The organism is Halorussus rarus (assembly GCF_003369835.1).
GTDB lineage: Archaea > Halobacteriota > Halobacteria > Halobacteriales > Haladaptataceae > Halorussus > Halorussus rarus.
Window position 1 is genome coordinate 999,945 of record NZ_QPMJ01000002.1, and the last position, 21,184, is coordinate 1,021,128.

Sequence of the window (21,184 nt, forward strand, 5' to 3'; positions counted from 1 at the left end):
ACCGGGTTGGTTCGGGACAATTAACATTTATCGATATATCCTTATTTGGCTTTCCAGCGGTCGCGCAGATAGATTCCCACACCCAAAGGTAACATTAGTAACCAAATAGGTAGAGCGTCACGGGAAAGGCTACGCCGTTGTTCGCAAATTTTCGTACCTTGGTGGAAAGAAAATCGGGAGTAATGGACTGCAGACCTAAAGAACTCGATCGGGGCGGCTTGGAACCAATTTAGTTGATTATTAAGTCGTCGTTTGTGAAGGAGAGAGTGCCCTAAAGCGACATCGCTCGGTTTCGACTTGGTGAGTTGTGAATCGCTATCTTCCTGCCAGTATACCCGGACGACTTCGTTTACATATCTTGTACAGTAACGAGTAGCAATCTCATCCCAGACGACTGCCTCAGGAACATACCGCTCACCATCAAGATCAGGAAACGGATGTTCGCGGAGAACGTCTGTGCGCATAAATCCGGACTTCTCTCCACGAATTCGATGCCGATATCTGTTAGCCAGAATGGTCGAATCGAACACCTCATCCGGGAATTTATCTCCAACAATGTCTCCGTCTTGATCAATGCAGAGCCCTGTGATACCTACAAACTTACTTCGGCGACTACTTGGAATTGAGCGCCAATGCTCATGTAGAATTTCAAGGGAGTTTTGGAGTAGTTTGTCATCTGCGTCAAGTGGATAGAACAACTGGCCTTGAGCGTGTTCAACTCCTATATTGAATGCTTGATGCTTCCCTTGTTTATCGCTAGGTTGAGTAACAAAATTTATTGGGAATTCTGCCTCTTGTTGCCAAGTGCGAATGAGAGATTCCGTTTCATCAATAGAATTATCATCGACAATCAGCCACTCAAAGTCGCGGAAAGTCTGTTCGCAGAGACTTTCATAGGGTCGATGGAGAGTATGCGCTCGCTCATATGTGGGGGTGAAAACGGTGTAGGTGATTCTGTCTGATTTGGAGTTCTCGCCACTAGTCACTCTGCCTCACCTCGGAAGACTGCTTCGTACTGATTAGCGACCTGCTGGATGCTGTGATTCTCGACGAAGTGTTTGTAAGCATTGATTTTGAGTTGGTGGCGGTACTCTTCATCTTGAACAAGTTCTTGAAGTCGTTTTCTCATCGTCTCAGTCGAACCATCTGCGCAAAAGCCAATATCATGTGTCTGCAGGAGGTCATTCGGATTCACATTCAGGCTCACGACCGGCGTCCGATTCGCCCACGCCTGAAGGAACGTATTCGGGAACCCTTCATCAATTGATGTGTTTACAAATATATCAGAGGTTTCAAAGTATTTGCCAACATTATCGTAGGAAACAAACCCCTCAAAGCAGACGTTGTCCAATTTGCTCGCCTTCTGCTCCACCCTCTCATATATCTCCGGGGATTCGGCTGCTTGTCCACCGACAATAATGAAGTCTGCCTCTGGAATTTCTGACGCTAATCTCAACACAAGCTCAGGTTGTTTCCACTCCCGTAACATAGCCACCCAAAGTATCTGTGGGCGAGTAGCGCTCAATTGCTTTGAGGTTGGGTTTTGATCTGGGTCTGGATAACCGTTCCAGATAAGCGTAATATCAGTCTTGGAATATTTATTGGATGCTCGAGTATACTGGAAATCGTTCTGCGCCACAAGCGCGTCCGCTGTTCCCAATGCTTTCTGCATTGCTCCCCAATAGAGAGTGTTGTTAGTGAGTGCCGTATTTAAGACGACGGGGTCGTCAGTAACTTCGCTGTCGTGGGCGAAGTTGTAGACAAAACGCGTATCCGTTATAGAACAGTATACCGAGAGTGGGAATATGTCTAAGTTTGGAACCCGAACATAGACCACATCGGGATCAAGAGCGTGCAGTGTTCTAAGTGTAGCTATGGTCCTAGCGGGAAGGCGAACGGGGAGGCTACCATTAGGATATTCATCTTTTAAGATAACATCAATCCCGTCTACAGTCGTCTCTTCTTTGTACTCCTGGTCATTTTCTATGAAGTAGACTTCGTGACCTCGGTCCGTGAGTTCTCGGCCAATAAGTACTTGCTGGAGTTGAGATCCACCGACGTTACCACCGTGACCACCGGTGAGCATGTCATACGCGTTGAGGCTTAGGAAGACAATTCTCATCTTCTGACGAAATACGGAATGAGAGGCACTTAGATTTGGCGAGGTCATCCTGTCTCAGATGTATCTGATTATCCCATATCTCCGGAAGCGAAAGATTTAGACAGCGAAATTCTTGGCTCAAAAATTACCACGCACTTTTCTACTCTATCTTGTAGTCGGCCCGATTTTCTACATAGTGATTTCGGACTTCTTCGGGGAAGTCATCGAATCGGAGGACAGAGTCACAGCGATTGTTAGGACATTTCATAACCCGGTTCGATTCAAGTACATTTGCCGCGACGACGATGCGACAGGTTGGACATTTGAGGGTTTCGATACGCATAGTTAGAGTTTTAGATTGGAATTTTCGCCGACCACAAGCCGTCGACCCTTGGGTAGGAGATCCTTTGAACTCTCGACACTGGCCGCACGGCCAATGAGACTATCGACGATTCTACCATCGGCAGATAGTGTACTTTCGCCGACGACAATACTGTTCTCAAGGTGAACGCCGTCGATAATCGATTCAGCACCGATGGACGTGTAAGGGCCGACGTAGCTTCCATTCTTGATAACAGTCTCTCTGGCGATACTTACTGGCCCACGGACGACCGCTCCTGGTTCGATAGTGGCGGTCTCATGTAGGTCGATGTGACCCATGACGTCTGCCTCAACATTGATAGTTCCCTTCATCGTACCCGGTTTCTCCTCGAGAACTAGTCGGTTAGCTTCGAGGATGTCCGCAGGTTTCCCGGTGTCCTTCCACCAGCCGTCAACGATATGGGAGTCGATCGTTCCACCACGTTCGATGAGCGCCTGGATAGCGTCGGTGATCTCGAGTTCACCTCTCCACGACGGTTCGAGGTCCGAAATCACATCGAATACCGCCGGAGAGAAGATATAGATTCCGATGAGAGCTAAGTCCGACGGGGGATCAGTAGGTTTCTCGATGAGCCGCACGACAGTTCCATCAGGTTCTACATCGGCAACACCGAACTGCTGGGGGTTGTCGACATGCTGAAGTGCGATACCTGCGGCACAGTCCTTCGTACGAAAACGATCGACCATCTCTCCGATGCCCTGTTTGAGGATGTTGTCTCCTAGATACACGACAAAATCATCACCGTCCACGAAGTCCTGGGCACACCCGACCGCATGCGCGAGCCCCAGAGGTTCGCCTTGGACGATGTACGTGATGTCTACACCGAAGTCGGAGCCGTCACCGAGGAAGTTCTGAATCTCCTCTCGTCCCTTCTTTCCGAGCACTACCCCGATTTCATCGACTCCGACCGCTGCTAGGTCTTCGATGCTGTACTGGATGACCGGCTTGTTCGCTACGGGGACGAGCTGTTTCGGTCCGGTGTGAGTGATTGGACGAAGTCGGGATCCCGTCCCGCCTGCGAGTACGAGCCCTTTCATTCTTCCATACCCCTCTCGGTGTTCAGTGAGATGTCGGCTGTATCGTACATTTCGCCCATCTTCTCGTGGGTTCCCCAGTTAGAGGGGTTCGCGGGGGGGTCCATAACCAACGGTTCTTGGTTATCGCCAGACCTTAAATCCACCAGTCCTCTCCCGGACGAAGTACCTGCTAATCGGATTTGATGAATACGAAGACGTTCCACTTGTAGGTCGAGATATCTCGTACTTTCTGGTTTCTCGACCATGATTTGACTACTTTAGTAGACAGATTGGCAATCGGACCCGGACACGGTTTCTGTACGACGGTCTTGCAGAAGACTGATTAACGGTGCTGAGTGTCTTCACCTATGGACAGATCTCTGACCGTAGTCGTCACCGGAGTTGGTAGTACGACTGCTCAATCCGTTCTCAAAGGCCTCCGGAAACAGCAGACGTACGATGTCGAGATCATCGGCGTCGACATCAATCCGTCCACCAACATCGCCGGAGCTTACTTCTGTGATCACTTCGAACGTGTAGCCCCGGCTACCCACACCAAACAGTATCTTTCGGACCTACGGACCATCGTTGATAGATACGGCGTCGACTTAGTGATTCCAATTGTCGACATCGAATTGGGAGTAATTGCTGAACATCGGAACGTGTTCGATGAAGAGGTGAAGATACTCCTCCCGTCCGAGGAAACAATCCGAATCTGTAACGACAAGTACGACACGTACGAATGGTTCTCCGCTACTGGTATACCGACTCCGACGACACTCTCGAATCCTACTCTGGCAGAAGTTCTCGATCACTTCAACTCGTTTCCCCTCGTCGCAAAGCCCACTAAAGGCGTCAGTAGTCGAGACGTATACGAGATTCGTAACGAAGATGAGCTCTGTCTGCTGGAAAGAATCGACACGCCAGTCGTCCAGCCAAAGTTGGCCGGGGATGAGTACACTCTCGATGCGTTTCGACGAGACGGGCAGACGGTGGTCGTCCCGCGCCAGCGTGTGGACACGCGGTCGGGAATCAGTTATAAGGGACGGACGGTCGACGAGCCGAGATTGATAGAGTACGGAAAGAGAATCATGGACGAACTTAACCTATTCGGACCGGCGAACATACAGTGCTTCGTGGACAGCGACGGGGGAATTAATTTCTTCGAGATCAACCCTCGATTCAGCGGTTCGCTCTCGCTTACCATCGAAGCCGGTGTGAACAGTCCGCGGTTCGCTCTCGACTGGGCCGCCGACGAATCGAGTAGCATCGAGCAGGACTTCGAAGAGGTCACGATGCATCGATATTGGAACGAGGTGTTCTACGCCGACGAACGCGGGTCAGCACCGCTCCACCTCCAATGACGTCGCAAACCGACCGGCGGATAGTCTTCGACCTCGACGGAACGTTGTTGGACACCTCTCACCGGCACCATTACCTGTACTGCACCCTCCTCGATTCGCTCGGTAGCGGCATCGAACCGCTCCCCAAATCGAGGTTCTGGTGTCGGAAGCGGTCCGGAAAGTCCACGATGGACCTGATCCGAGACGACCTTTCGGAATCGGAGAGAGAGAAGTTCTCCAACAACTGGATAGACAAGATCGAATCACAGGAATACCTCTCGTACGATTCTCTCATTCCGGGAACTCGTCCTGCACTTGAGCACCTCGAAGACGAGTTCGACCTTTACCTACTCACGAGACGGACGAACTCCGCCAACGCACGGAGACAAGTCGCCGACTTCGACCTCAAGCAGTACTTTCGTCGAATCCTTGTCGTGTCGCACGACGGACCGGAAAAGAGTCAGGTGCTGACCGAGGAATTCTCCCATTTCACGACGGCAGATATCGTAATAGGGGACACGGGCGAAGACATCCGGTCCGGCAACGCCGTCGGTGCGACGACGGTCGGGGTGCTGTCCGGGATTCGAAACAGGTCCCGTCTCGAACAGGCGGAGCCGAACCAACTAATCGCCGCCGTACACCAGTTCCCCTATCACTTATCGGAGGTCACACACTAAATGTCCTCCCTACGACTTTCACGAAGTTCGAGACCTTAGAGGAAAGAGGCAGATTGACGTAAGGGGATTCATAACGCCTCCTTATGGCATCAAATCTTGAGTGTACCGGTGATGTTTTTGTTACAGGCGGTGCCGGATTCATAGGAAGCCATATCGTTGAGCTATTAGTTGAAAACGGATACGACATTACTATCTATGACAATCTGAGCACGGGGAATTTAAGTAACATAGAACACATTCACAATTCAATTAACTTCATCGAAGGTGACTTGCTAGATGCTGACCGGCTAACTACCGCAATGGACGGCCACGAGATCGTATCCCATCAAGCTGCACAGCTTGAAATTACTACGGCCATGGAGGAACCACAGACGGACTTAGAGGTAAATACGAGCGGGAGTTTAAATGTTTTTGACGCAGTAGTAGAAAATGACATCTCGAAGGTTCTATATGCCTCTTCTGCCTGTGTGTACGGCCAAGCTAAAACTACACCACAATCCGAGGAACACCCGACCGACCCAAACTGGCCATACGGAGTGAGCAAACTTGCGGTTGACAAGTATGCAAATATATATTCAAAAACGTACGATATTCCATTCGTCGGTCTTCGATACGGCATCACGTACGGCCAACGGGAGTGGTATGGTCGTGTGATGACTGTCTTCCTAAAGCGGGCCCTGAACGGGAAGCCACCCGTCGTTTGGGGAGGTGAACAGGTACGAGACTTCGTTCACGTCCGGGATGCATCCCGACTGCACAATCTTGCGGTAGAAAGCGACACTACAGGCCACGAAATATACAACGTAGGTACCGGTGTGGCGACTTCAATCAAAGAATTAGCAAAGTTGGTAGTCGAGTCTACTAATCTCGATAGGGATATTGTCTTTGAGGATATCGAACCTGGTGAAGAATCGAAACAGGTCGAGCGAGATCGTCTTCCTCAAGAACTAGAGAAGATGGTACTTGACCCCTCGAAAGCGAAGCAGAAGCTAGATTGGGAACCCCAAGTCAATTTACGAGAGGGTTTGTCGTTACAGTACGAGTGGCTAAAGGAAAACCGTGAACGCTGGCAAAACCCAAGTTACTAATTATGTCTGACAACGAGACTGAACGACTCGATACAGTAGCAGATTGGTATGAGACCAAAGGGTTTTATCAAAAAATCCTCAAACAGGGTTATAAAAGTATTCGTCCGTACTTCACGGGTAAGCGGTGTCTGGAATTAGGGTGTGCTGATGGTGCGATGACTGAACACCTTTTAGATGATTTCGAAACAGTCGTCGCTGTAGACGGTGCTAGTGAATACTGCGAACTTGTTCGGAATCGCCTATCCTTTGACCGACTTGACGTAATCTGCTCACTGTTTGAGGACTTTCGCCCTGAGCAACAGGCAGACACAATAATAATGGCTCATGTCCTTGAACACGTGAAGAACCCTGTGAATATTCTTCAACGAGCGAGATCTTGGCTGCGAGACGATGGAAGAATCATCATAATCGTTCCTAATGGAAACTCACTTCACCGCCAGGTAGCCGTCGAAATGGGTTTACTACAACGACCCGATGAAATTGACGACCACGATAAGGAACTCGGGCATCGTCGTGTGTATCTGCCGGATGAGTTAAGAGACCATATAACGCAAAGTGGACTCAAACTCCGGGATATGGGCGGTGTGGGACTAAAACCATTGACCAACTCACAGATGGATGAATTGTTAGACGAGGAAATTCAAGACGCATATCTTCAAATGGGGGATCGTCATCCAAAGATAGCTGCTGAATGTTATGCAATCTGCGCTCACCGCGATAAAACTGACTCCCACTACTGAAATGAGTAGCTTTCTGGTGAACAGTCTCTAACTCTCCGACTTCAGGCTTTTCTCCACTCCACGAACGCTTCGTAGTCCCGGATGTAATCGTCTTCGTCGTAGTGTTCGGACGCGAGGACAAGACACACCGACCCTGACGAGAAGTTCTCTAATTCACGCCAAACTCCGGCAGGCATGTAGATTCCGTAGTACGAGCGGTTGAGGTGGATGCGCTCTCGGTCAGTTCCATCATCAAGAACGAGGTCGAAACTCCCATTGGCAGCGATAATAAACTGTTCGAGTTCACGGTGTGCGTGACCGCCACGGGACTCACCGCCGGGGATGTCGTATAGGTAGTAAACGCGCTTGATTCCAAAGGGGATGTGATCGTTTTGCTCGATGAATGTAAGATTCCCCCGCTCGTCGGCGACCTTTGGGAGATCGATTTGGCGGCCAATGGAGAGATCGTCACTAGTACTCATAGTTCGAACTCATCGATTTGTTCGACGACATATTCAATCTCGTCGCTCCTGCACCACGGATGTATCGGGAGTGAGAGAATTCTATCCACCGTGGCCTCGGTCACCGACAGGTCTCCTGTTCGCCCGATGTCCTCGTACGCGGGTTGCTGGTGAACTGGTGTTGGGTAGTGGATAAGGGTCTGAACACCGTTTTCAGAAAGGTGCGCTTGGAGAGCGTCTCGGTGGGGTGTCTGGACCACGTATAGATGATAGACGTGCGACGAATCAGCTGCTACCTTCGGAGTGTCGATTCTTTCCAAGAGTGAATCGTACTGTGCTGCACAGTTGCGCCGTCGTTGATTGAACCCATCTAAGTACTCAAGTTTCTTATTGAGGAACGCCGCCTGTAACTCGTCAAGTCGACTGTTCGCGCCGACGAACTCGTAGCGGTACTTCCGCGGCGACCCATACTCGCGTGCCAACCGGAGGTGTTCAGCCAGTTTGTCGTCCGAAGTCACGGCGATTCCCGCGTCACCGTACGCGCCGAGGTTCTTCGTCGGATATAGGCTGAAGCACCCTATGTCCCCGATGCCGCCAACTGGCCGGCCCTCGTACGTGGCACCGTGAGCCTGAGAGGCGTCTTCTATGAGGGCGAGGTTGTACTCGTCGGCGAGGTCAACGAGAGGGCTCATTTCCGCTGGCTGGCCGTAGAGGTGGACTGCTATGATCGCTGCAGTGTCTTCCGTGATGTTCCGTTCAACGCTACTTGGATCGATGGTGTACATCTCCGGGTCGATGTCTACGAACACGGGCACCCCACCGTTGTGGACGACTGCGTCGGCGGTAGATACGAACGTGTGTGAGGGTAGTATCACCTCGTCACCCTTGTCGATATCTACTGCGTCAAGTGCAAGGGTAAGGGCGTCGGATCCAGAGTTGACCCCAATACCGTTGGCCGCACCGACGTACTCCGCGAAGCGACACTCAAACGCCTCCACGTGATCTCCGAGGATGTAGTCGCCAGAACGCAGGACGTTCTCTGCTGCTGCGAGTACCTCCGATCCGATTTCTTCGTACTCCCGCGAGAAATCCAAGAATGGAACTGTAGGCATTATCAAAGCGTTACCCCACCAACCTATAAAGTTGACTTCTGCCTGATAGCGATACCTTCCTAAGGGTCAAAACTATAATCTGTTAGCCATTTGGTCGTCCGTAGTCGTTCGACGTTTAGGAGGAAATAAATGGGAGTCTAGTCATATTTCTGTTACCACAATGTCGGACTCAGAACCTCTCGTCTCGGTTTTTGTTCCTACATACAATCACGAGGAGTACATTGAGGAGGCGATTGAGTCAGCATTACAGCAGGAGTACGAGAACCTAGAGATCGTCATTGGGGACGACTGCTCAACGGATTCAACGTGGGACATAATTTCGCGTTACGAAGCGGAGTACCCGGAGGTAATCACGGCCTTTAGGAACAAGGAGAACCTTGGTGTTACAGGGAACTGCAACAGGGTGCTAAAGCACTGTAGTGGGAAATTTATCGCTATGCATTCTGGCGATGATGTTATGTTACCAAACAAAATATCCAAACAAGTAGAAGTACTTGAGTCGACGCCAAATTGCGGATTTTGTTACCACAACACCGAAGATTTTGCCTCAGAAACGGGTAAGACCATTCAACGATGGAATAGCCGCAATGATCAACCGCCTCGCCGAGAGGACAGCGTTGAGGCAGCTCGGTCTATTCTAGAAAAACAGAATTCTCATGTACCTCCTACAAGCGTCATGGTATACCGGGAAGGTATACCAGAGCCGAGGTTTGATGACCGTGTTTCCGTTGTATCAGATTGGTTGTTCTTCTTGACATATATAATGGAGTATGGCGGAGAAGTTGCGTATATAGATGACGTGCTCTCCCGTCGCCGTATCCATGACACTAATGTCTCAAGTGACATCTCATCGTACGATTCAGATCAATATCTGGCGCTTGCCATTGTTGAGGTAAATTATCCCGAATTACGGTCTGCAGTTCTTTCCTATCGAGGATACTTGTATTATAGGCGTGGCGTTGAGTCAATTATGGCCGGAGAGTATGAAACCGGCCGTAAAATGATGATTGAGCAGGTAAGGTACTCTGTACATTCGTGGAAATGGCTTGGATGGTGGCTGTACAGTTGGATTCTCCAGTACAGGATTCTAAAACCCGATGGCGAGAAACAAAAATCTTTACTTGGTTGATCAAGTAAGCGGTTTCAAAACGATCGCTGAATAACAAAGTGTTTTTGTGAGTTTGGTTATAATGCGTCCTCAACATGGAAATTGGGAGATTTGTTAAGCGAGGACTTCTAAATCCTTTGAAAATCCGGAAAGTTCTCACTCACAAGAGTGTTCGACGGAATGTTGGTCGTGAGGTGAACAAAATCTATCACAGTAGAGCTAATCAGCGGCCATGGAATCCCGTTGGTATTGACATTTTTGCCGAGGATTGGGATAATCTCATTATCCTTGATGCTTGTCGGCATGATGCCATGCAGAACGCAATAAAACGTCATAATCTCGATTGGAATCTTGACAGTCGCATTTCTCGTGGCTCTCAGACGCCAGAGTGGTTGTACGCAAATTTTAGCAACCGCCAACTACATGATGTCGTTTACGTCACCGCCTCGTCAATGCCTCACTATCTCGGCGTTCAAAACCCAACAACACCACGACAACACGAGTATGGCTTCAACCTAGATGTGCATGATTTGATTAATGTCTGGGCAAGTCCGCCTGAGGAGGCTATCGATACGTATGTTGATCGCGCCGAAATTGACGTTGTTCTCCCCGCCAAGAGCATGATTGAACCTGCAGTCAACGCTGTAGAGGAATATCCGGATAAAAGAATCATTGTACATATTGTTCAGCCCCATGACCCTTATTGGGGTGAGACGGGCCAACAATTACACAAACAGTCAGCTTCACCTTGGCATGACAAACTGGATGGCACGCTTGATGAACCAGTCGAAAAACTCCGAGAGGCGTATAGGGAGAATGTTGATTTGGCCGTTAACGCCGCCAAGACGATCTCCAAGCAGATATCAGGAAAGACCGTCATAAGTGCCGACCATGGAGAATACCTTTATGAACGGTCTTCCCCGATACCAGTACGGGAAGTCTTGCATCCCAATAAAACATATACCGATGTACTTGTGAAGGTGCCGTGGGTAGAACTTGAAGATGAACGTCGAGAAGTCCTAGAAGAACAGCCAGTTAAAGATTATCGACGGGAACAAAAAAACGGTAAAACACAGGAACAACTAGCAGCTTTGGGATATATAGATTAAATTTAATATTTTTACAAGCTGATTATGGCAGGCTTGAGTCCTTCGGAGAATATTTATTGGTCGATTTTAAATACTCACGGAGATGTATACCCCAAGGCAAATCCTTCGTGGTATAACTATGCCTAGGATTGCTGCGCGAGAAATAAATAGATTCATCCATACTCGTGGAGGTCGGCGCTACCATCATCCTAAATCTAAAAACGTTCTTGATCGGGAGTGGGATTGTCTAATCATACTTGATGCCTGCAGATATGATGTATTCAAGGATGTTGCCAACCTCCCGGGGAATCTTAGCTCTGTCTATTCAAGAGGCAGTGCCACTTACGATTTTATTTGCGCTAACTTTTCTAATCGGAAAGAATATGACACGGTATATGTTAGTGCAAACGCTTGGTTCCTCAAGCTTCAAGATGACATCTCTGCCGAAGTCCACGAATTCATTAATCTACAGGATAAAGATCTAGATATAGAATGGGCTAACAAAGAATTAGCGACTCCAAGCCCTCAAGCTGTTACTAAAGCTGCCAAAATGGCCCATGATGAAAATCCAAACAAACGATTAATTGTCCACTATCTACAACCACATCATCCGTTTATAGGTCCGACTGGCAAAAAGCATCTTGATCACGATTCTACTTCATTATTAGAGGTCGTTGAGGCAGCAGATATCAGCGATAAAATACTAAGAAAAGCATACCGTGAAAACTTGGAGATAGTCCTCCCAGAAGTAGAGGAATTACTGACTTCAATTCCAGGTAGAAAAGTTGTTACAGCAGATCATGGGGAAATGCTAGGGGACAGGCATGATTATATCCCAATCCAAGACTATGGACACTTTGAAGGAATTTTGAATGAATCGACTATTAAGGTCCCGTGGTTAGTATATGAATCAGATGAGAGACCGGAAATAATAGCGGAGCGGCCAAAAAGAAAATCGGTGGATGTATCTGAAGTCAATGAGCAACTGGAGAATCTGGGGTATAAAATATAGTGTGACTTTTTTCGCATTCTATTTATTAATGTAATAAATATATAAATATAGGTTGTTACATTTCTGTGGAAGGCGAATGTGTTACGTTAATGACAACATTAATACCGCTAAGGAAAGTGTATGGCGTTATGGCTAAGTAACCGGCAACGACGATGAGGCAAGTCTTCCAACAAGAATGTAAATAGGTGCCGCAAACAAGAACATAACATGCGCATTCTCGTCACAGGCGGCGCTGGGTTTATCGGTTCAAACTTCGTTCACTACGTCCTTGGTAACCACGAAGACGATGAAGTCGTCACATTAGATGCACTGACGTACGCTGGCACCCGAGATAACCTAGATGGTGTCCTCGACAACTCACGCCACAAGTTCGTCAAAGGCGATATCGGTGACCGAGAACTAGTTTCTGACCTCGTTTCAGATGTTGACGCAGTCGTCAACTTTGCGGCAGAGTCTCACGTTGATCGCTCTATCGAGGGTGCAAAACCATTTGTATCGACGAATGTCCAAGGCACGCAGACGCTTCTTGACGCGGCCAAGGAGGCCAACGTCAAACGGTTCCTCCAGATTTCGACTGACGAAGTTTACGGCCAAGTCCTTGACGGGAGATTTGCCGAAGACGACCAATTGAATCCACGGAATCCCTACGCTGCGACGAAGGCGGGTGCCGACCTACTTGCTCAGAGTTATCAGACAACCCATGACCTACCCGTGCTCATCACGCGTACCTGTAACAACTTCGGCCCGAGACAGCACTCTGAGAAACTAATACCGAAATTCATTCAGAATGCTGCTGCCGGTAAACCGTTACCGGTATACGGAGATGGGTCAAATGTTCGTGAGTGGCTATACGTGGAGGACAACTGCCGTGCAATCGACCTTGTTCTCCGAGAAGGGGAGGTCGGCGAAGTCTACAATATCGGCAGTCACACCGAAAAGACAAACCTCGAAGTCACCAAGCTAATTCTTGACGCCGTTGGTGCGTCTAAAGACCTAATCGAGTTTGTCGAGGATCGAGCTGGTCACGACCAGCGATACGCACTTGAAAGCAGAAAGATTAACGCACTTGGCTGGGACCCCTGCTATTCCTTCGAAGAAGCCCTAGATTTGACTGTTGACTACTATCTTGACTGACGGCGATCTAAACCGAGTAACTCTCTCAACACAGGGGAACTGACACGGTCCTCTGTTTATGTCGTTTCCGTACTCTGTGACTGTACTCGGTATAGTTTTGCATATTGTCCATCGTTTGCGACGAGTTTTTCGTGCTGGCCGGTCTCGACAATCTGTCCTGAATCGATGGTATATATTCGGTCAGCATTCTGTACTGTCGATAGTCGATGGGCGATTCCGATTATCGCGTACTCTCGTTCCAGATTCTCGATAGATGTTTGGACCTCCTTCTCCAGTGTCGAATCAAGATTGCTCGTGGCTTCGTCTAGTATCAGCACGTCTGCTTCCTTTAATAGTGCTCGAGCCAATGCAACTCGCTGTCGCTGCCCACCAGAGAGTCGCACCCCCTGATCTCCAAGTTCTGTTTCGTACCCATCAGGCAACTCATCGAAGAATTGATCTACCTTGGCGATTCGCGCAACTTTGTCTAACTCTTTCTTGGAAACATCCCTATTTCCGATGGTTAAATTATATCGGAGTGTATCATTGAAAATGAAGGGATCCTGCTGAACGATTGCGATTTGTTCCCGCCACTTATCGATTGCCATTTCATGAATTGAACGGTCGTTTGCCCGTATTTCCCCGGAATCAGGTTCGTACAGACGAGCCAATAGCGACACGATGGTCGATTTCCCAGCACCGGATTCACCGACGAACCCAATGAATTCACCTTTTTTCAACTCTAGAGATATCCCAGATAGAACCTCCTCATCTTGGCTTTGATAAGAAAAATAGATATCATCAACCGTGATAGTTCGTACTTCTTCTGGGACAGACTCTGTATTGGCTTCCGGTTCCTGATTTTGGTCAAGTTCGTCAATGAATTGTTGCGTTCGAACAAGATGGGGGAGATTGTTCTCGATTTCATACAGTTGTGAATTGAGGCCACTCACTTTTGGTCCGAGCCTGAACATTGCGAAGAGAAAAACACCGAGTGATCCGAGCGACATATCAGCAAATGCAATAGCGAGGTAAATCAACACAAACACCGAAATCGCCGTCAACAGGTTATAGAAATTTTGAATCGCTTGCTGGTTACGTCGCTGTTTGATGCTTGCAGTGGCAAACATATCGACAGCATTTAGGAAATCGTCAAAGAGTTCCTCTTTCAGCCCAAAAAGCTTCGTATCTCTAATACCCTGTGTCCCTGCTTGTGCTGTCTGTTGGACGCACTCATTCGCGTCAGCAACTCGGTCACCTATTCTATAACCCGATTCCAGAATGTAGCGGAAGAGAATTGAAAATCCACCAAGGAATACTATCGCAAAGACTGTAAGGTAGGGTGAAAGTACGAATGCAATGATTAAGTATATAAGACACAAAAGTCCCTGTTCAAGCAAATTAACTACGAACTGGATGACACGACCAGCATATTCAGCCTGCGTGACAATTGCATTGAGAATATCGTCAGACCCCTCCCGGTCGAAGTAGCTAATCCGCGCATCGAGTGCGTTTTCGAACGCCTGTGTCTGTAGCTCTCGCGTGTAGTCGACGACCAGTGCCCCACGCAACCATCGGACGACGAACGTCAACGTCCACCGAACTGTAAGGACGAAACTCACGCCCGTAACTACGGTAGCGAGCGTGAACGGTATTCCCAACGTCTGATACGCTGCCACGAACACCATCAGTAACCCATCAGCATCGGCTGCCGGGTTACCCGGTGTTTTCACGATCTCGATAATAGGTAAAATAAAGCTCAATCCGACCGCCTCGAGAGCGGCCGCGAAGACGCCGGCGGCGATAATCGCTGCCGTAAATCCCGGCCGGTATTTGGCAACTCGCACTAGAGCTTGGAGTTGCTTCCGGTGGTGGATTCGCTCAGAATCGGTATCCATCCTACGCAAAGGACTTCCACCCGGATAGAAAAACAATACGATACAGCCGTGACGGGATAGAAATTCCGACGTGCGTATTGGGAGAGCCCTAAGCCATAGCCCCGGGTACTCAAGTCTCTTAATGTGAAGGGGAAATCCGTTTCGTTCGAGGGATTTTTTAAGCCCACAGTAGTCGCACCCGAGGCAAGTCACGAACTAGCATCTTCTCTAGGATTATCTATTAGTTCGTAGACACCGGAGTCGTAGACGTTCTTAAGGTGACCGTGTTCGGCCAGTCGGATCATACGCTGGCTAACGTACTGGCGTGAGAGTTCGCGTCCGTATTCTTCTTCGAGGAGCGTGCGGACGAGCGCAGGAGTCGCTCGACCGTCTGCAAGGATATCGAGGATGTCGTGATCGGCGTTGTTGAGATCTGCTTCGGTGAGTACCATTACTGTCTTGCTTTTCGCCATTCTTGGTTGGGAGTTACGGTTTACATCACCGCTACGGTTGCTATTGTATGCTTCTATTATCTGTTTACGGATAGCAACCTATAAGTTGGAGGGGAACGTACTATGGGCTAAGAAGCGTGGGATGCCACAGAAAGGCTCGGTGCTGGAACACCGAACCGCGCTTCGGTGGAGCGAAGCATGTCGAAGAACGCACCAGCAGAAGAAGAAGATTCCGATGAATCGCTAGACAAATCCTCGACGCCCATACCGGAAGGTTCGGAGACCCAGAAGAAGCCCTGTCCCGATGGCCAGCAGTGGTGTCCGGGACCGAACGGAACTGACCTCCCGTGTTGGCCGTGTTTCTGCCTTCGGAACTGGGGGAACGGTCGATGATGACGAAACGGGAGCACTTGCGAATGCACCTCGTGCAAGCGCTTACGCGGTGTGAAAACGCTGACGCCCGGGCCCATCTACGAGTCGCACTACAGTACTGCGACGCGCTCGCACCAACGTCGCTGAGGGAATGCCCGGTGTGTGGGAAGGCCGGCCTCCCCAAGCGTATCGAACACCACGAATGTTCTGAAGAACAATGAGTGATTCCGACACCGATTCGGCTTCGACTCCGGACCCAGCCCAGTTCTGCGACGTGTTCGTCCGACTCCGGTCGGACTTACTCGTGATCGGCGACAGCATCATCACGGACCGACATCACGCCTCGAATAACAACTACAACGATACCGACCCACAGAACCAGATCGGCGGTATTATTCCGGCATTCAGCCTCTCTGGCTGGCTCCGACACGGAATGGAGCGGGTTGTCCACGCTCGCGGTGGCAGTGCGTGCCATCCTGGCGAAGCCAATGCGAACTTTCGCAAAGACGGCGTGTACGAACGCGATCTGAAGGTCGGGTATCACGAAAAAGGCGACTGTCTCGAGGATGCTGATACGGATGGAGGCTGCATCGTCTTCGAGCTCTTCGGCGGCTTCGACAATCAACCGGGAACGCTGATGCGCCGGCCAATTAAGTTCAATCCGGTTCGCTCGAAAGTGGAGTATCCCCGGGGCCAGGCCGAAGGGCACTACCGACGGCTTAACCGCAACGTTGTCTCGCGAAATCCAACGGATAACCGAGAACCACTCCGGAACGCCGAAATAGATGCGGTAGCCAACCTTGACGGCTGCTGGCACCTCTCCTTTCGAGATCCGAAACCCGAGTTTCTCGGGCTTCTCGTCGAGGCCATCGAGTTCTTGAACGACCACCAGACCGACTTCATGCACCAGTTAGGTGGCGCGCGAAACTTCGGCGCAGGCATCGTCGACTGTGGCCTCATCACCCCACTCTACGAGAATCGCGAACTCAAACGTGTCTTCGACCGGAAAGCGGACAACACCGAGCGAATGGACGAGAAAACCGAGGAGTGGAACGAGGAGTATCGCCCGGCGTTCGTGAACGCGCTGGACGACCGAATCGCAGAGGGCCGTACATGACTCCGAACGCCACCGACACCGATGGCCACAGTGACGGCAACCATGACCTGATGGTCGCCGCGTATCGCCACGATGCCCATAAACTCACCGGCGATGCACACGAGAACGCCCCAGAGACGTTCGCAGATGTTCCGGTCAACCAACCTGTTCCGTATGGCGCTGACGGCGATGCGTCGGCACTGAGCCGCCCCCACGGCCAGCCGGAGAAAACGGTGTCCCATCATGAATCGAACTACCGCTTGTCGCTCGTCACCGGCGACTCACAGTACGATGCCACGTCGTTCTCGCGTACACACGTCTCCGAGGCGCTCAAAACGCTACTCACGCATACCGATCCCGAGGCGATGCACCGGGCATGGCTGACGTCGGAGATAGCAGGTGGATTCAACGAGTCGGTGTACTACCCCTATACGTCCCTGAAATACCACACATTGCTGGTTGCGGGATTGCTCGACAACTACCGCGACGGCCACGAATTTGCCGACCTCCTATTAGTTGTCGACACCGCCAATAAGATCGTCCCCTACCGCACAATCTATGCGAGCGAACGCTTCACGCTCAGAATCGACGCCGATGCCGATGGACAACCGTGGGCGCGCCTCGGGACCAGCCCGTCGCGATCGTGGGCGTCAACCTGGAACCGACTCACCGCCCACCCCCTCGACACTAACGCCGACAAGGACGAGATGGTCCGTGACGCGAATCTCCGACGAATCTGGAGTTGGTCAACTGCATTGCAGTATCTCGAAGACAGCGACGAACGGAGCGAGCACACATGACTTGCATTCAGCAAGTCCACTGGGAGTTGGAGATGGACTATCTCGGCCATCCATATTACGTCTCTGGGAATGCAATCTACCGCGCACTCGGAAGGCGAGTAGAGAATGAAACTCACCGGCAGCTCAATGCGAGTCATGGGATGTTCGTGCCCGGTGAATTTGGGACATTCCCAGAGTGGCACTCCCAAGCCGGTGTTCGGCCGTATCTGGGAGCATCGCTCCCACCGGTCGAGACCTACGACGATCTATTCCTGTTCCGACGGCCCGATCACCCATGGCTACTCGACTCTCGCCCGCGGGATGCGTTGAACACACACGACATTCGGGTTCAGAGCGGGATGCCCGCGCTGGCACACGAAACGATTATAGGCCGCCCGGACGACGCTCGCGACCAGCAACAAACCGTCCGGTGGTATATCAGTGCTTACCTGCATGCCGAGAAACCGGATATCCTGCCGATCGCGGAAAATCAGCTTGACGGCCTCCAGTTCGGTGGCAAACGAAGCTACGGGTATGGAACGACACGACTGAAAAACACTCAGATTGTGGATTTGGCGAAGTTGGACTACACCGAGTTGGAGACGAGTGAGTCATTCACCCTCGAACTCCTGACACCGTTCGTGCTCTGGTCGGAGTATCCCGGGACGAACGACGTCAACCTACCAGGGTGGTGGCAGATAGACGATGAGGCATCGATACGCCATCGGGTTGAGAAGATCGTCGAAGGAGGGAACAGCTATAAGCTGGAAACCGTCGACCACGGCACGCTAATAAAATATGGAGGTGACCGCCCAGTCCAGACGGCGATCAACGGCATCCGCCGAATCGGAAGTCACTCGAAATATGGTTTTGGAGAATTCCGGATGAAGTCGGGTCATAGCACCCAAGATGGTGTTTTCGGTACTGAATTCCCAGGATAGGTTCGGACAGTATAGCAAAAATATTATATAGTAGAATGATATCTAAACTCACCTGCGACCCAATAAAGCCTCTCGAATTATTAGCGATATTAGCTGCGCGATGTGGTCGATCTCGTCGAGGATCAACACCACGTACTCGGGGTAGTCCGCCAGTGCCGTCCAGATGCCACCGAACACCCCGTCCAGTCCCTCGTAGGCCTGCTTGCGCTCGCCGGTCAACGCGAACAGGATCTCGTTGGCCACGCTGAACAGCGTCCGACACTCCTTGAGGTTGACGTACTCGTAGCCGAAGTCCGGTGTCCGCGCCGCGAACTCAGCGCAAAGCCGCCGCGTGGTGAGCGTCTTGCCCGTCCCCGGCGGGCCGTACACCGTCACGGTGGTCGGCAGGTACCCCTCGTCGACGCCGGTCAGAATCGACGCGAGCGCTCGCTCCTCCTCGTCCCGGGCGACCACCTCGTCGGGATCTGCCAGCGGATCGAGCGCCCCCTTGTCGGCGAATACGCTGTCGGTGGCGGCCACGTCGTCGAAGAGGTCGTCGTAGTCGGTCATGGTGTGTGGGGTTGAGTAGTCGACTGGCGGGTGTCCGTAGAGTTGGCCGCCGAGGTCGCGTTCCAGCGGAACTACGAGTGTGTATGTCTCGTCGTTCTTAAAACGTTCGTCACCGTGTCACCCATAGAATTGCAGAGTGGTGGGTGGCGAAACCCCATCTTAGACCTGAGCCGAATCGCGTCGGTCGACGAGACCGTCGAAATCCGAGTCGAAACTCAATACCGCATCGATGTCGTAGCGCTCGCACAGCGCGATACTGTTCGCATCGGTCACGCTCGGATCGTGGTCGCGATACTGCTCCCAGACGTCGACCGTCGACTCGAAGTCGTCGCGACCGACGTGGAGGACGAACTCGCCGTCGAGGAGGGCGTCCATCGCGACGATGGCGGCGTCGCGGCGCTTGGCATCCCGGTCGTGGTGGGCGTAGAACACCCCGTATCGACGAGCACACTCATCCGGACAGGATATCGTCGATATCTGACTCTGACATTTCGACGCCCGACGTGATCATGCCGTCGTGGAACGCCTCTCGTTCGTCCGCATCGACCGGTTCCATCTCGTCGCAAAACGAGTCGATCAGGTCCGATTTCGAGCGGACGGCCCGGTCGACAATTCGGGCGAGAATCTCCGGTTCGGTGACTTGGTTGCCCGTCTGCAGCCGAATCACCACCTGTAACTCTTCGAGGTACGACTTGGTATCCTCGTCCAGCTTCACTGACGTGGGCAGACTAGGAGAAGATGCTACTCGGTGATAAGTTCTCCCGGCCTCCAAGGAGGGCCGTAGTGTCGCTTGAGCTGCATCCCCGTTGAGATGAAACGTGGTTCGGAGGACGAACAGAGGCAATCCGAAGCACAACAGTTTAGCACCGCGCCCAACCACCGACCGTCACACGACGACGGAGTCACCATCTATGAATCTCATCGACGACAAGGGCCGCCTCTTCGGCACCGTCAACATCATCGACGCGCTCGCCGTTCTGCTCGTCCTCGCGGTTGCCGGCGCAGGCACTGCATTCGTTCTCGGCGCCGACGAGACCGAACCGGCAGCCACCCAGCACCAGACCACGGTCACGCTCCAGATTACCGACGTCCAACCCTACGTCGCCGACGCCATCCCCGAGGGATCGATCGACACGGACCGCGTCGCCGACGTCACGAACAAGTCGGTCCGCCCGACCAAGGTGGTCGTTAGCGACCAGAACGGGACGCTCCACGTGCGCGACCATCCGCGGAAGCGAACCGTGACGCTAGCCGTCGCTCTGAACACTACGGTCGCGAACGGCGAACCGACGTTCGACGGCGAGGCGCTCGAAGTCGGCCGGCAGCTCACGCTCGACTTCGGTCCAGTCACTGCGACCGGAAACGTCACGGAAGTCGCTGACAGCAACTGATGGCAACCGGAAACCAGTCTACAAACTACCTCGACGGTTCCGCGCTCGCCAGACTCGGCCGACAGATACAGGCCTATCTGGCCGCTACGTGGATCGTTCGAATGGGCGTGGCTCTCTCGGACAGATTCGCAACCGCTTTCGACACGTCCGCGTTGGCGAAGGGTGGCCAGATAGTCACAAGCTGGTTTCGGCAGTCGTTCATCTATCGCTGGCTCACGACGGAACCCGACCCCGACGTCATCGTCATCGACCTCCGCGAAACCTATACGGTCGGCCCCGTAATCGCGCTCCTCGACCGACTCGTGCCGACCGTTGACCGTATGTGGCGAGGGTCGCTCGTTGCCCGGGCGACTCGCCGCCTTCAGAGCGCTGGGAACCAAGCATGGCTGACAGAGTCGCGAACGATTCGCCTACTTCGAGCGGCGTTAGAACCGCCAGAACCACCGGATAGCGAACCCCACAACTGACCCATCGTTCTCGGTGGAATATCGGGGGAACATTCATACC

General features: G+C 51.6%; 22 protein-coding genes and 1 pseudogene. 13 read left to right on the forward strand and 10 right to left on the reverse strand.

Going from position 1 to position 21,184, the window contains the following annotated elements:
• Nucleotides 1–41 precede the first annotated feature (41 nt).
• From DVR07_RS13215 to DVR07_RS13230, 3 genes are all read right to left on the reverse strand, one after another.
• Nucleotides 42–986, reverse strand: a complete 945-nt coding sequence (locus tag DVR07_RS13215; RefSeq protein ID WP_115797746.1) for a glycosyltransferase family 2 protein — start codon at nucleotides 984–986, stop codon at nucleotides 42–44.
• On the reverse strand, nucleotides 983–2,122 hold the full coding sequence (locus DVR07_RS13220; protein ID WP_162829562.1) for a glycosyltransferase family 4 protein: 1,140 nt from the start codon (nucleotides 2,120–2,122) through the stop codon (nucleotides 983–985). The genes DVR07_RS13215 and DVR07_RS13220 overlap by 4 nt, the downstream gene beginning before the upstream one ends.
• A 324-nt stretch (nucleotides 2,123–2,446) precedes the next feature.
• Nucleotides 2,447–3,520 carry a glucose-1-phosphate thymidylyltransferase gene (locus tag DVR07_RS13230; protein ID WP_115797749.1) on the reverse strand — a complete coding sequence of 358 codons (1,074 nt, stop codon included), beginning with the start codon at nucleotides 3,518–3,520 and terminating at the stop codon, nucleotides 2,447–2,449.
• A 347-nt stretch (nucleotides 3,521–3,867) separates the two neighbouring features.
• Here DVR07_RS13230 and DVR07_RS13235 point away from each other — a divergent pair, with 347 nt between their 5' ends.
• From DVR07_RS13235 to DVR07_RS13250, 4 genes are all read left to right on the forward strand, one after another.
• On the forward strand, nucleotides 3,868–4,863 hold the full coding sequence (locus DVR07_RS13235) for an ATP-grasp domain-containing protein (protein ID WP_115797750.1): 996 nt from the start codon (nucleotides 3,868–3,870) through the stop codon (nucleotides 4,861–4,863).
• Nucleotides 4,860–5,519: an HAD family hydrolase gene (locus tag DVR07_RS13240; protein ID WP_115797751.1), complete on the forward strand. Its 660-nt coding sequence runs from the start codon at nucleotides 4,860–4,862 to the stop codon at nucleotides 5,517–5,519. Before DVR07_RS13235 ends, DVR07_RS13240 begins: the two co-directional genes overlap by 4 nt.
• A gap of 83 nt (nucleotides 5,520–5,602) precedes the next feature.
• Nucleotides 5,603–6,607 carry an NAD-dependent epimerase/dehydratase family protein gene (locus tag DVR07_RS13245; RefSeq protein WP_115797752.1) on the forward strand — a complete coding sequence of 335 codons (1,005 nt, stop codon included), beginning with the start codon at nucleotides 5,603–5,605 and terminating at the stop codon, nucleotides 6,605–6,607.
• A 2-nt stretch (nucleotides 6,608–6,609) separates the two neighbouring features.
• The gene (locus DVR07_RS13250) at nucleotides 6,610–7,347 is read left to right on the forward strand and encodes a class I SAM-dependent methyltransferase (RefSeq protein ID WP_115797753.1); all 738 of its coding nucleotides are present in this window, start codon (nucleotides 6,610–6,612) and stop codon (nucleotides 7,345–7,347) included.
• A gap of 41 nt (nucleotides 7,348–7,388) precedes the next feature.
• On the opposite strand, the gene DVR07_RS13255 is transcribed toward DVR07_RS13250, so the two are convergent.
• Nucleotides 7,389–7,808, reverse strand: a complete 420-nt coding sequence (locus DVR07_RS13255) for a sugar 3,4-ketoisomerase (RefSeq protein WP_115797754.1) — start codon at nucleotides 7,806–7,808, stop codon at nucleotides 7,389–7,391.
• Nucleotides 7,805–8,899: a DegT/DnrJ/EryC1/StrS family aminotransferase gene (locus DVR07_RS13260; protein ID WP_115797755.1), complete on the reverse strand. Its 1,095-nt coding sequence runs from the start codon at nucleotides 8,897–8,899 to the stop codon at nucleotides 7,805–7,807. The genes DVR07_RS13255 and DVR07_RS13260 overlap by 4 nt, the downstream gene beginning before the upstream one ends.
• Before the next feature lie 160 nt (nucleotides 8,900–9,059).
• Here DVR07_RS13260 and DVR07_RS13265 point away from each other — a divergent pair, with 160 nt between their 5' ends.
• From DVR07_RS13265 to rfbB, 4 genes are all read left to right on the forward strand, one after another.
• On the forward strand, nucleotides 9,060–10,028 hold the full coding sequence (locus DVR07_RS13265) for a glycosyltransferase family 2 protein (protein ID WP_115797756.1): 969 nt from the start codon (nucleotides 9,060–9,062) through the stop codon (nucleotides 10,026–10,028).
• A gap of 74 nt (nucleotides 10,029–10,102) precedes the next feature.
• A complete protein-coding gene (locus DVR07_RS21675) occupies nucleotides 10,103–11,116 on the forward strand; it encodes a hypothetical protein (protein WP_162829563.1) in 1,014 nt (337 codons plus the stop codon).
• Between the two features lie 82 nt (nucleotides 11,117–11,198).
• Nucleotides 11,199–12,107: a hypothetical protein gene (locus tag DVR07_RS13275; RefSeq protein ID WP_115797758.1), complete on the forward strand. Its 909-nt coding sequence runs from the start codon at nucleotides 11,199–11,201 to the stop codon at nucleotides 12,105–12,107.
• Nucleotides 12,108–12,314: 207 nt separating this feature from the next.
• Nucleotides 12,315–13,241, forward strand: coding sequence for a dTDP-glucose 4,6-dehydratase (gene rfbB / locus DVR07_RS13280; protein WP_115797759.1), 927 nt, complete (start codon nucleotides 12,315–12,317; stop codon nucleotides 13,239–13,241).
• A 56-nt stretch (nucleotides 13,242–13,297) separates the two neighbouring features.
• Here rfbB and DVR07_RS13285 read toward each other — a convergent pair whose 3' ends face one another.
• Together DVR07_RS13285 and DVR07_RS13290 are read right to left on the reverse strand one after the other, a co-directional pair.
• Nucleotides 13,298–15,118 (reverse strand): ABC transporter ATP-binding protein, encoded by a 1,821-nt coding sequence (locus tag DVR07_RS13285; protein WP_115797760.1) that lies wholly within the window; start codon nucleotides 15,116–15,118, stop codon nucleotides 13,298–13,300.
• Between the two features lie 188 nt (nucleotides 15,119–15,306).
• Nucleotides 15,307–15,549: a hypothetical protein gene (locus tag DVR07_RS13290; RefSeq protein ID WP_115797761.1), complete on the reverse strand. Its 243-nt coding sequence runs from the start codon at nucleotides 15,547–15,549 to the stop codon at nucleotides 15,307–15,309.
• Between the two features lie 589 nt (nucleotides 15,550–16,138).
• Between DVR07_RS13290 and DVR07_RS13300 the strand changes: the two genes are divergently transcribed.
• The 3 genes from DVR07_RS13300 to DVR07_RS13310 are packed head-to-tail and all read left to right on the forward strand — an operon-like array spanning nucleotide 16,139 to nucleotide 18,737.
• Nucleotides 16,139–17,038 (forward strand): hypothetical protein, encoded by a 900-nt coding sequence (locus DVR07_RS13300; protein ID WP_115797762.1) that lies wholly within the window; start codon nucleotides 16,139–16,141, stop codon nucleotides 17,036–17,038.
• Complete coding sequence (locus DVR07_RS13305; protein ID WP_115797763.1) at nucleotides 17,035–17,817, forward strand: hypothetical protein; 783 nt, start codon at nucleotides 17,035–17,037, stop codon at nucleotides 17,815–17,817. The genes DVR07_RS13300 and DVR07_RS13305 overlap by 4 nt, the downstream gene beginning before the upstream one ends.
• Entirely contained in the window at nucleotides 17,814–18,737 is a 924-nt protein-coding gene (locus DVR07_RS13310; protein ID WP_115797764.1) for a hypothetical protein, read from the forward strand. Before DVR07_RS13305 ends, DVR07_RS13310 begins: the two co-directional genes overlap by 4 nt.
• Before the next feature lie 99 nt (nucleotides 18,738–18,836).
• Here the strand turns inward: DVR07_RS13310 and DVR07_RS13315 are convergent.
• The 3 genes and pseudogenes from DVR07_RS13315 to DVR07_RS13325 all read right to left on the reverse strand — a co-directional run.
• Nucleotides 18,837–19,286 (reverse strand): annotated as a pseudogene (locus DVR07_RS13315) (AAA family ATPase); the annotation flags it as partial.
• A 159-nt stretch (nucleotides 19,287–19,445) separates the two neighbouring features.
• Nucleotides 19,446–19,718, reverse strand: a complete 273-nt coding sequence (locus DVR07_RS13320; protein ID WP_193570143.1) for a hypothetical protein — start codon at nucleotides 19,716–19,718, stop codon at nucleotides 19,446–19,448.
• Nucleotides 19,719–19,737: 19 nt separating this feature from the next.
• Nucleotides 19,738–20,013 carry a hypothetical protein gene (locus tag DVR07_RS13325; protein ID WP_115798339.1) on the reverse strand — a complete coding sequence of 92 codons (276 nt, stop codon included), beginning with the start codon at nucleotides 20,011–20,013 and terminating at the stop codon, nucleotides 19,738–19,740.
• A 184-nt stretch (nucleotides 20,014–20,197) separates the two neighbouring features.
• Between DVR07_RS13325 and DVR07_RS13330 the strand changes: the two genes are divergently transcribed.
• Together DVR07_RS13330 and DVR07_RS13335 are read left to right on the forward strand one after the other, a co-directional pair.
• On the forward strand, nucleotides 20,198–20,677 hold the full coding sequence (locus DVR07_RS13330; protein ID WP_115797767.1) for a DUF4330 domain-containing protein: 480 nt from the start codon (nucleotides 20,198–20,200) through the stop codon (nucleotides 20,675–20,677).
• Complete coding sequence (locus DVR07_RS13335) at nucleotides 20,677–21,144, forward strand: hypothetical protein (RefSeq protein WP_115797768.1); 468 nt, start codon at nucleotides 20,677–20,679, stop codon at nucleotides 21,142–21,144. The genes DVR07_RS13330 and DVR07_RS13335 overlap by 1 nt, the downstream gene beginning before the upstream one ends.
• Nucleotides 21,145–21,184 lie beyond the last annotated feature (40 nt).

Excerpts from the sequence above, each read along its gene's own strand:
- DVR07_RS13220 (WP_162829562.1), bottom strand. The coding sequence starts at position 2,122 with ATGAGAATTGTCTTCCTAAGCCTCAACGCGTATGACATGCTCACCGGT.
- DVR07_RS13230 (WP_115797749.1), bottom strand. The coding sequence starts at position 3,520 with ATGAAAGGGCTCGTACTCGCAGGCGGGACGGGATCCCGACTTCGTCCA.
- DVR07_RS13235 (WP_115797750.1), top strand. The coding sequence starts at position 3,868 with ATGGACAGATCTCTGACCGTAGTCGTCACCGGAGTTGGTAGTACGACT.
- DVR07_RS13240 (WP_115797751.1), top strand. The coding sequence starts at position 4,860 with ATGACGTCGCAAACCGACCGGCGGATAGTCTTCGACCTCGACGGAACG.
- DVR07_RS13245 (WP_115797752.1), top strand. The coding sequence starts at position 5,603 with ATGGCATCAAATCTTGAGTGTACCGGTGATGTTTTTGTTACAGGCGGT.
- DVR07_RS13250 (WP_115797753.1), top strand. The coding sequence starts at position 6,610 with ATGTCTGACAACGAGACTGAACGACTCGATACAGTAGCAGATTGGTAT.
- DVR07_RS13255 (WP_115797754.1), bottom strand. The coding sequence starts at position 7,808 with ATGAGTACTAGTGACGATCTCTCCATTGGCCGCCAAATCGATCTCCCA.
- DVR07_RS13260 (WP_115797755.1), bottom strand. The coding sequence starts at position 8,899 with ATGCCTACAGTTCCATTCTTGGATTTCTCGCGGGAGTACGAAGAAATC.
- DVR07_RS13265 (WP_115797756.1), top strand. The coding sequence starts at position 9,060 with ATGTCGGACTCAGAACCTCTCGTCTCGGTTTTTGTTCCTACATACAAT.
- DVR07_RS21675 (WP_162829563.1), top strand. The coding sequence starts at position 10,103 with ATGGAAATTGGGAGATTTGTTAAGCGAGGACTTCTAAATCCTTTGAAA.
- DVR07_RS13275 (WP_115797758.1), top strand. The coding sequence starts at position 11,199 with ATGTATACCCCAAGGCAAATCCTTCGTGGTATAACTATGCCTAGGATT.
- rfbB (WP_115797759.1), top strand. The coding sequence starts at position 12,315 with ATGCGCATTCTCGTCACAGGCGGCGCTGGGTTTATCGGTTCAAACTTC.
- DVR07_RS13285 (WP_115797760.1), bottom strand. The coding sequence starts at position 15,118 with ATGGATACCGATTCTGAGCGAATCCACCACCGGAAGCAACTCCAAGCT.
- DVR07_RS13290 (WP_115797761.1), bottom strand. The coding sequence starts at position 15,549 with ATGGTACTCACCGAAGCAGATCTCAACAACGCCGATCACGACATCCTC.
- DVR07_RS13300 (WP_115797762.1), top strand. The coding sequence starts at position 16,139 with ATGAGTGATTCCGACACCGATTCGGCTTCGACTCCGGACCCAGCCCAG.
- DVR07_RS13305 (WP_115797763.1), top strand. The coding sequence starts at position 17,035 with ATGACTCCGAACGCCACCGACACCGATGGCCACAGTGACGGCAACCAT.
- DVR07_RS13310 (WP_115797764.1), top strand. The coding sequence starts at position 17,814 with ATGACTTGCATTCAGCAAGTCCACTGGGAGTTGGAGATGGACTATCTC.
- DVR07_RS13330 (WP_115797767.1), top strand. The coding sequence starts at position 20,198 with ATGAATCTCATCGACGACAAGGGCCGCCTCTTCGGCACCGTCAACATC.
- DVR07_RS13335 (WP_115797768.1), top strand. The coding sequence starts at position 20,677 with ATGGCAACCGGAAACCAGTCTACAAACTACCTCGACGGTTCCGCGCTC.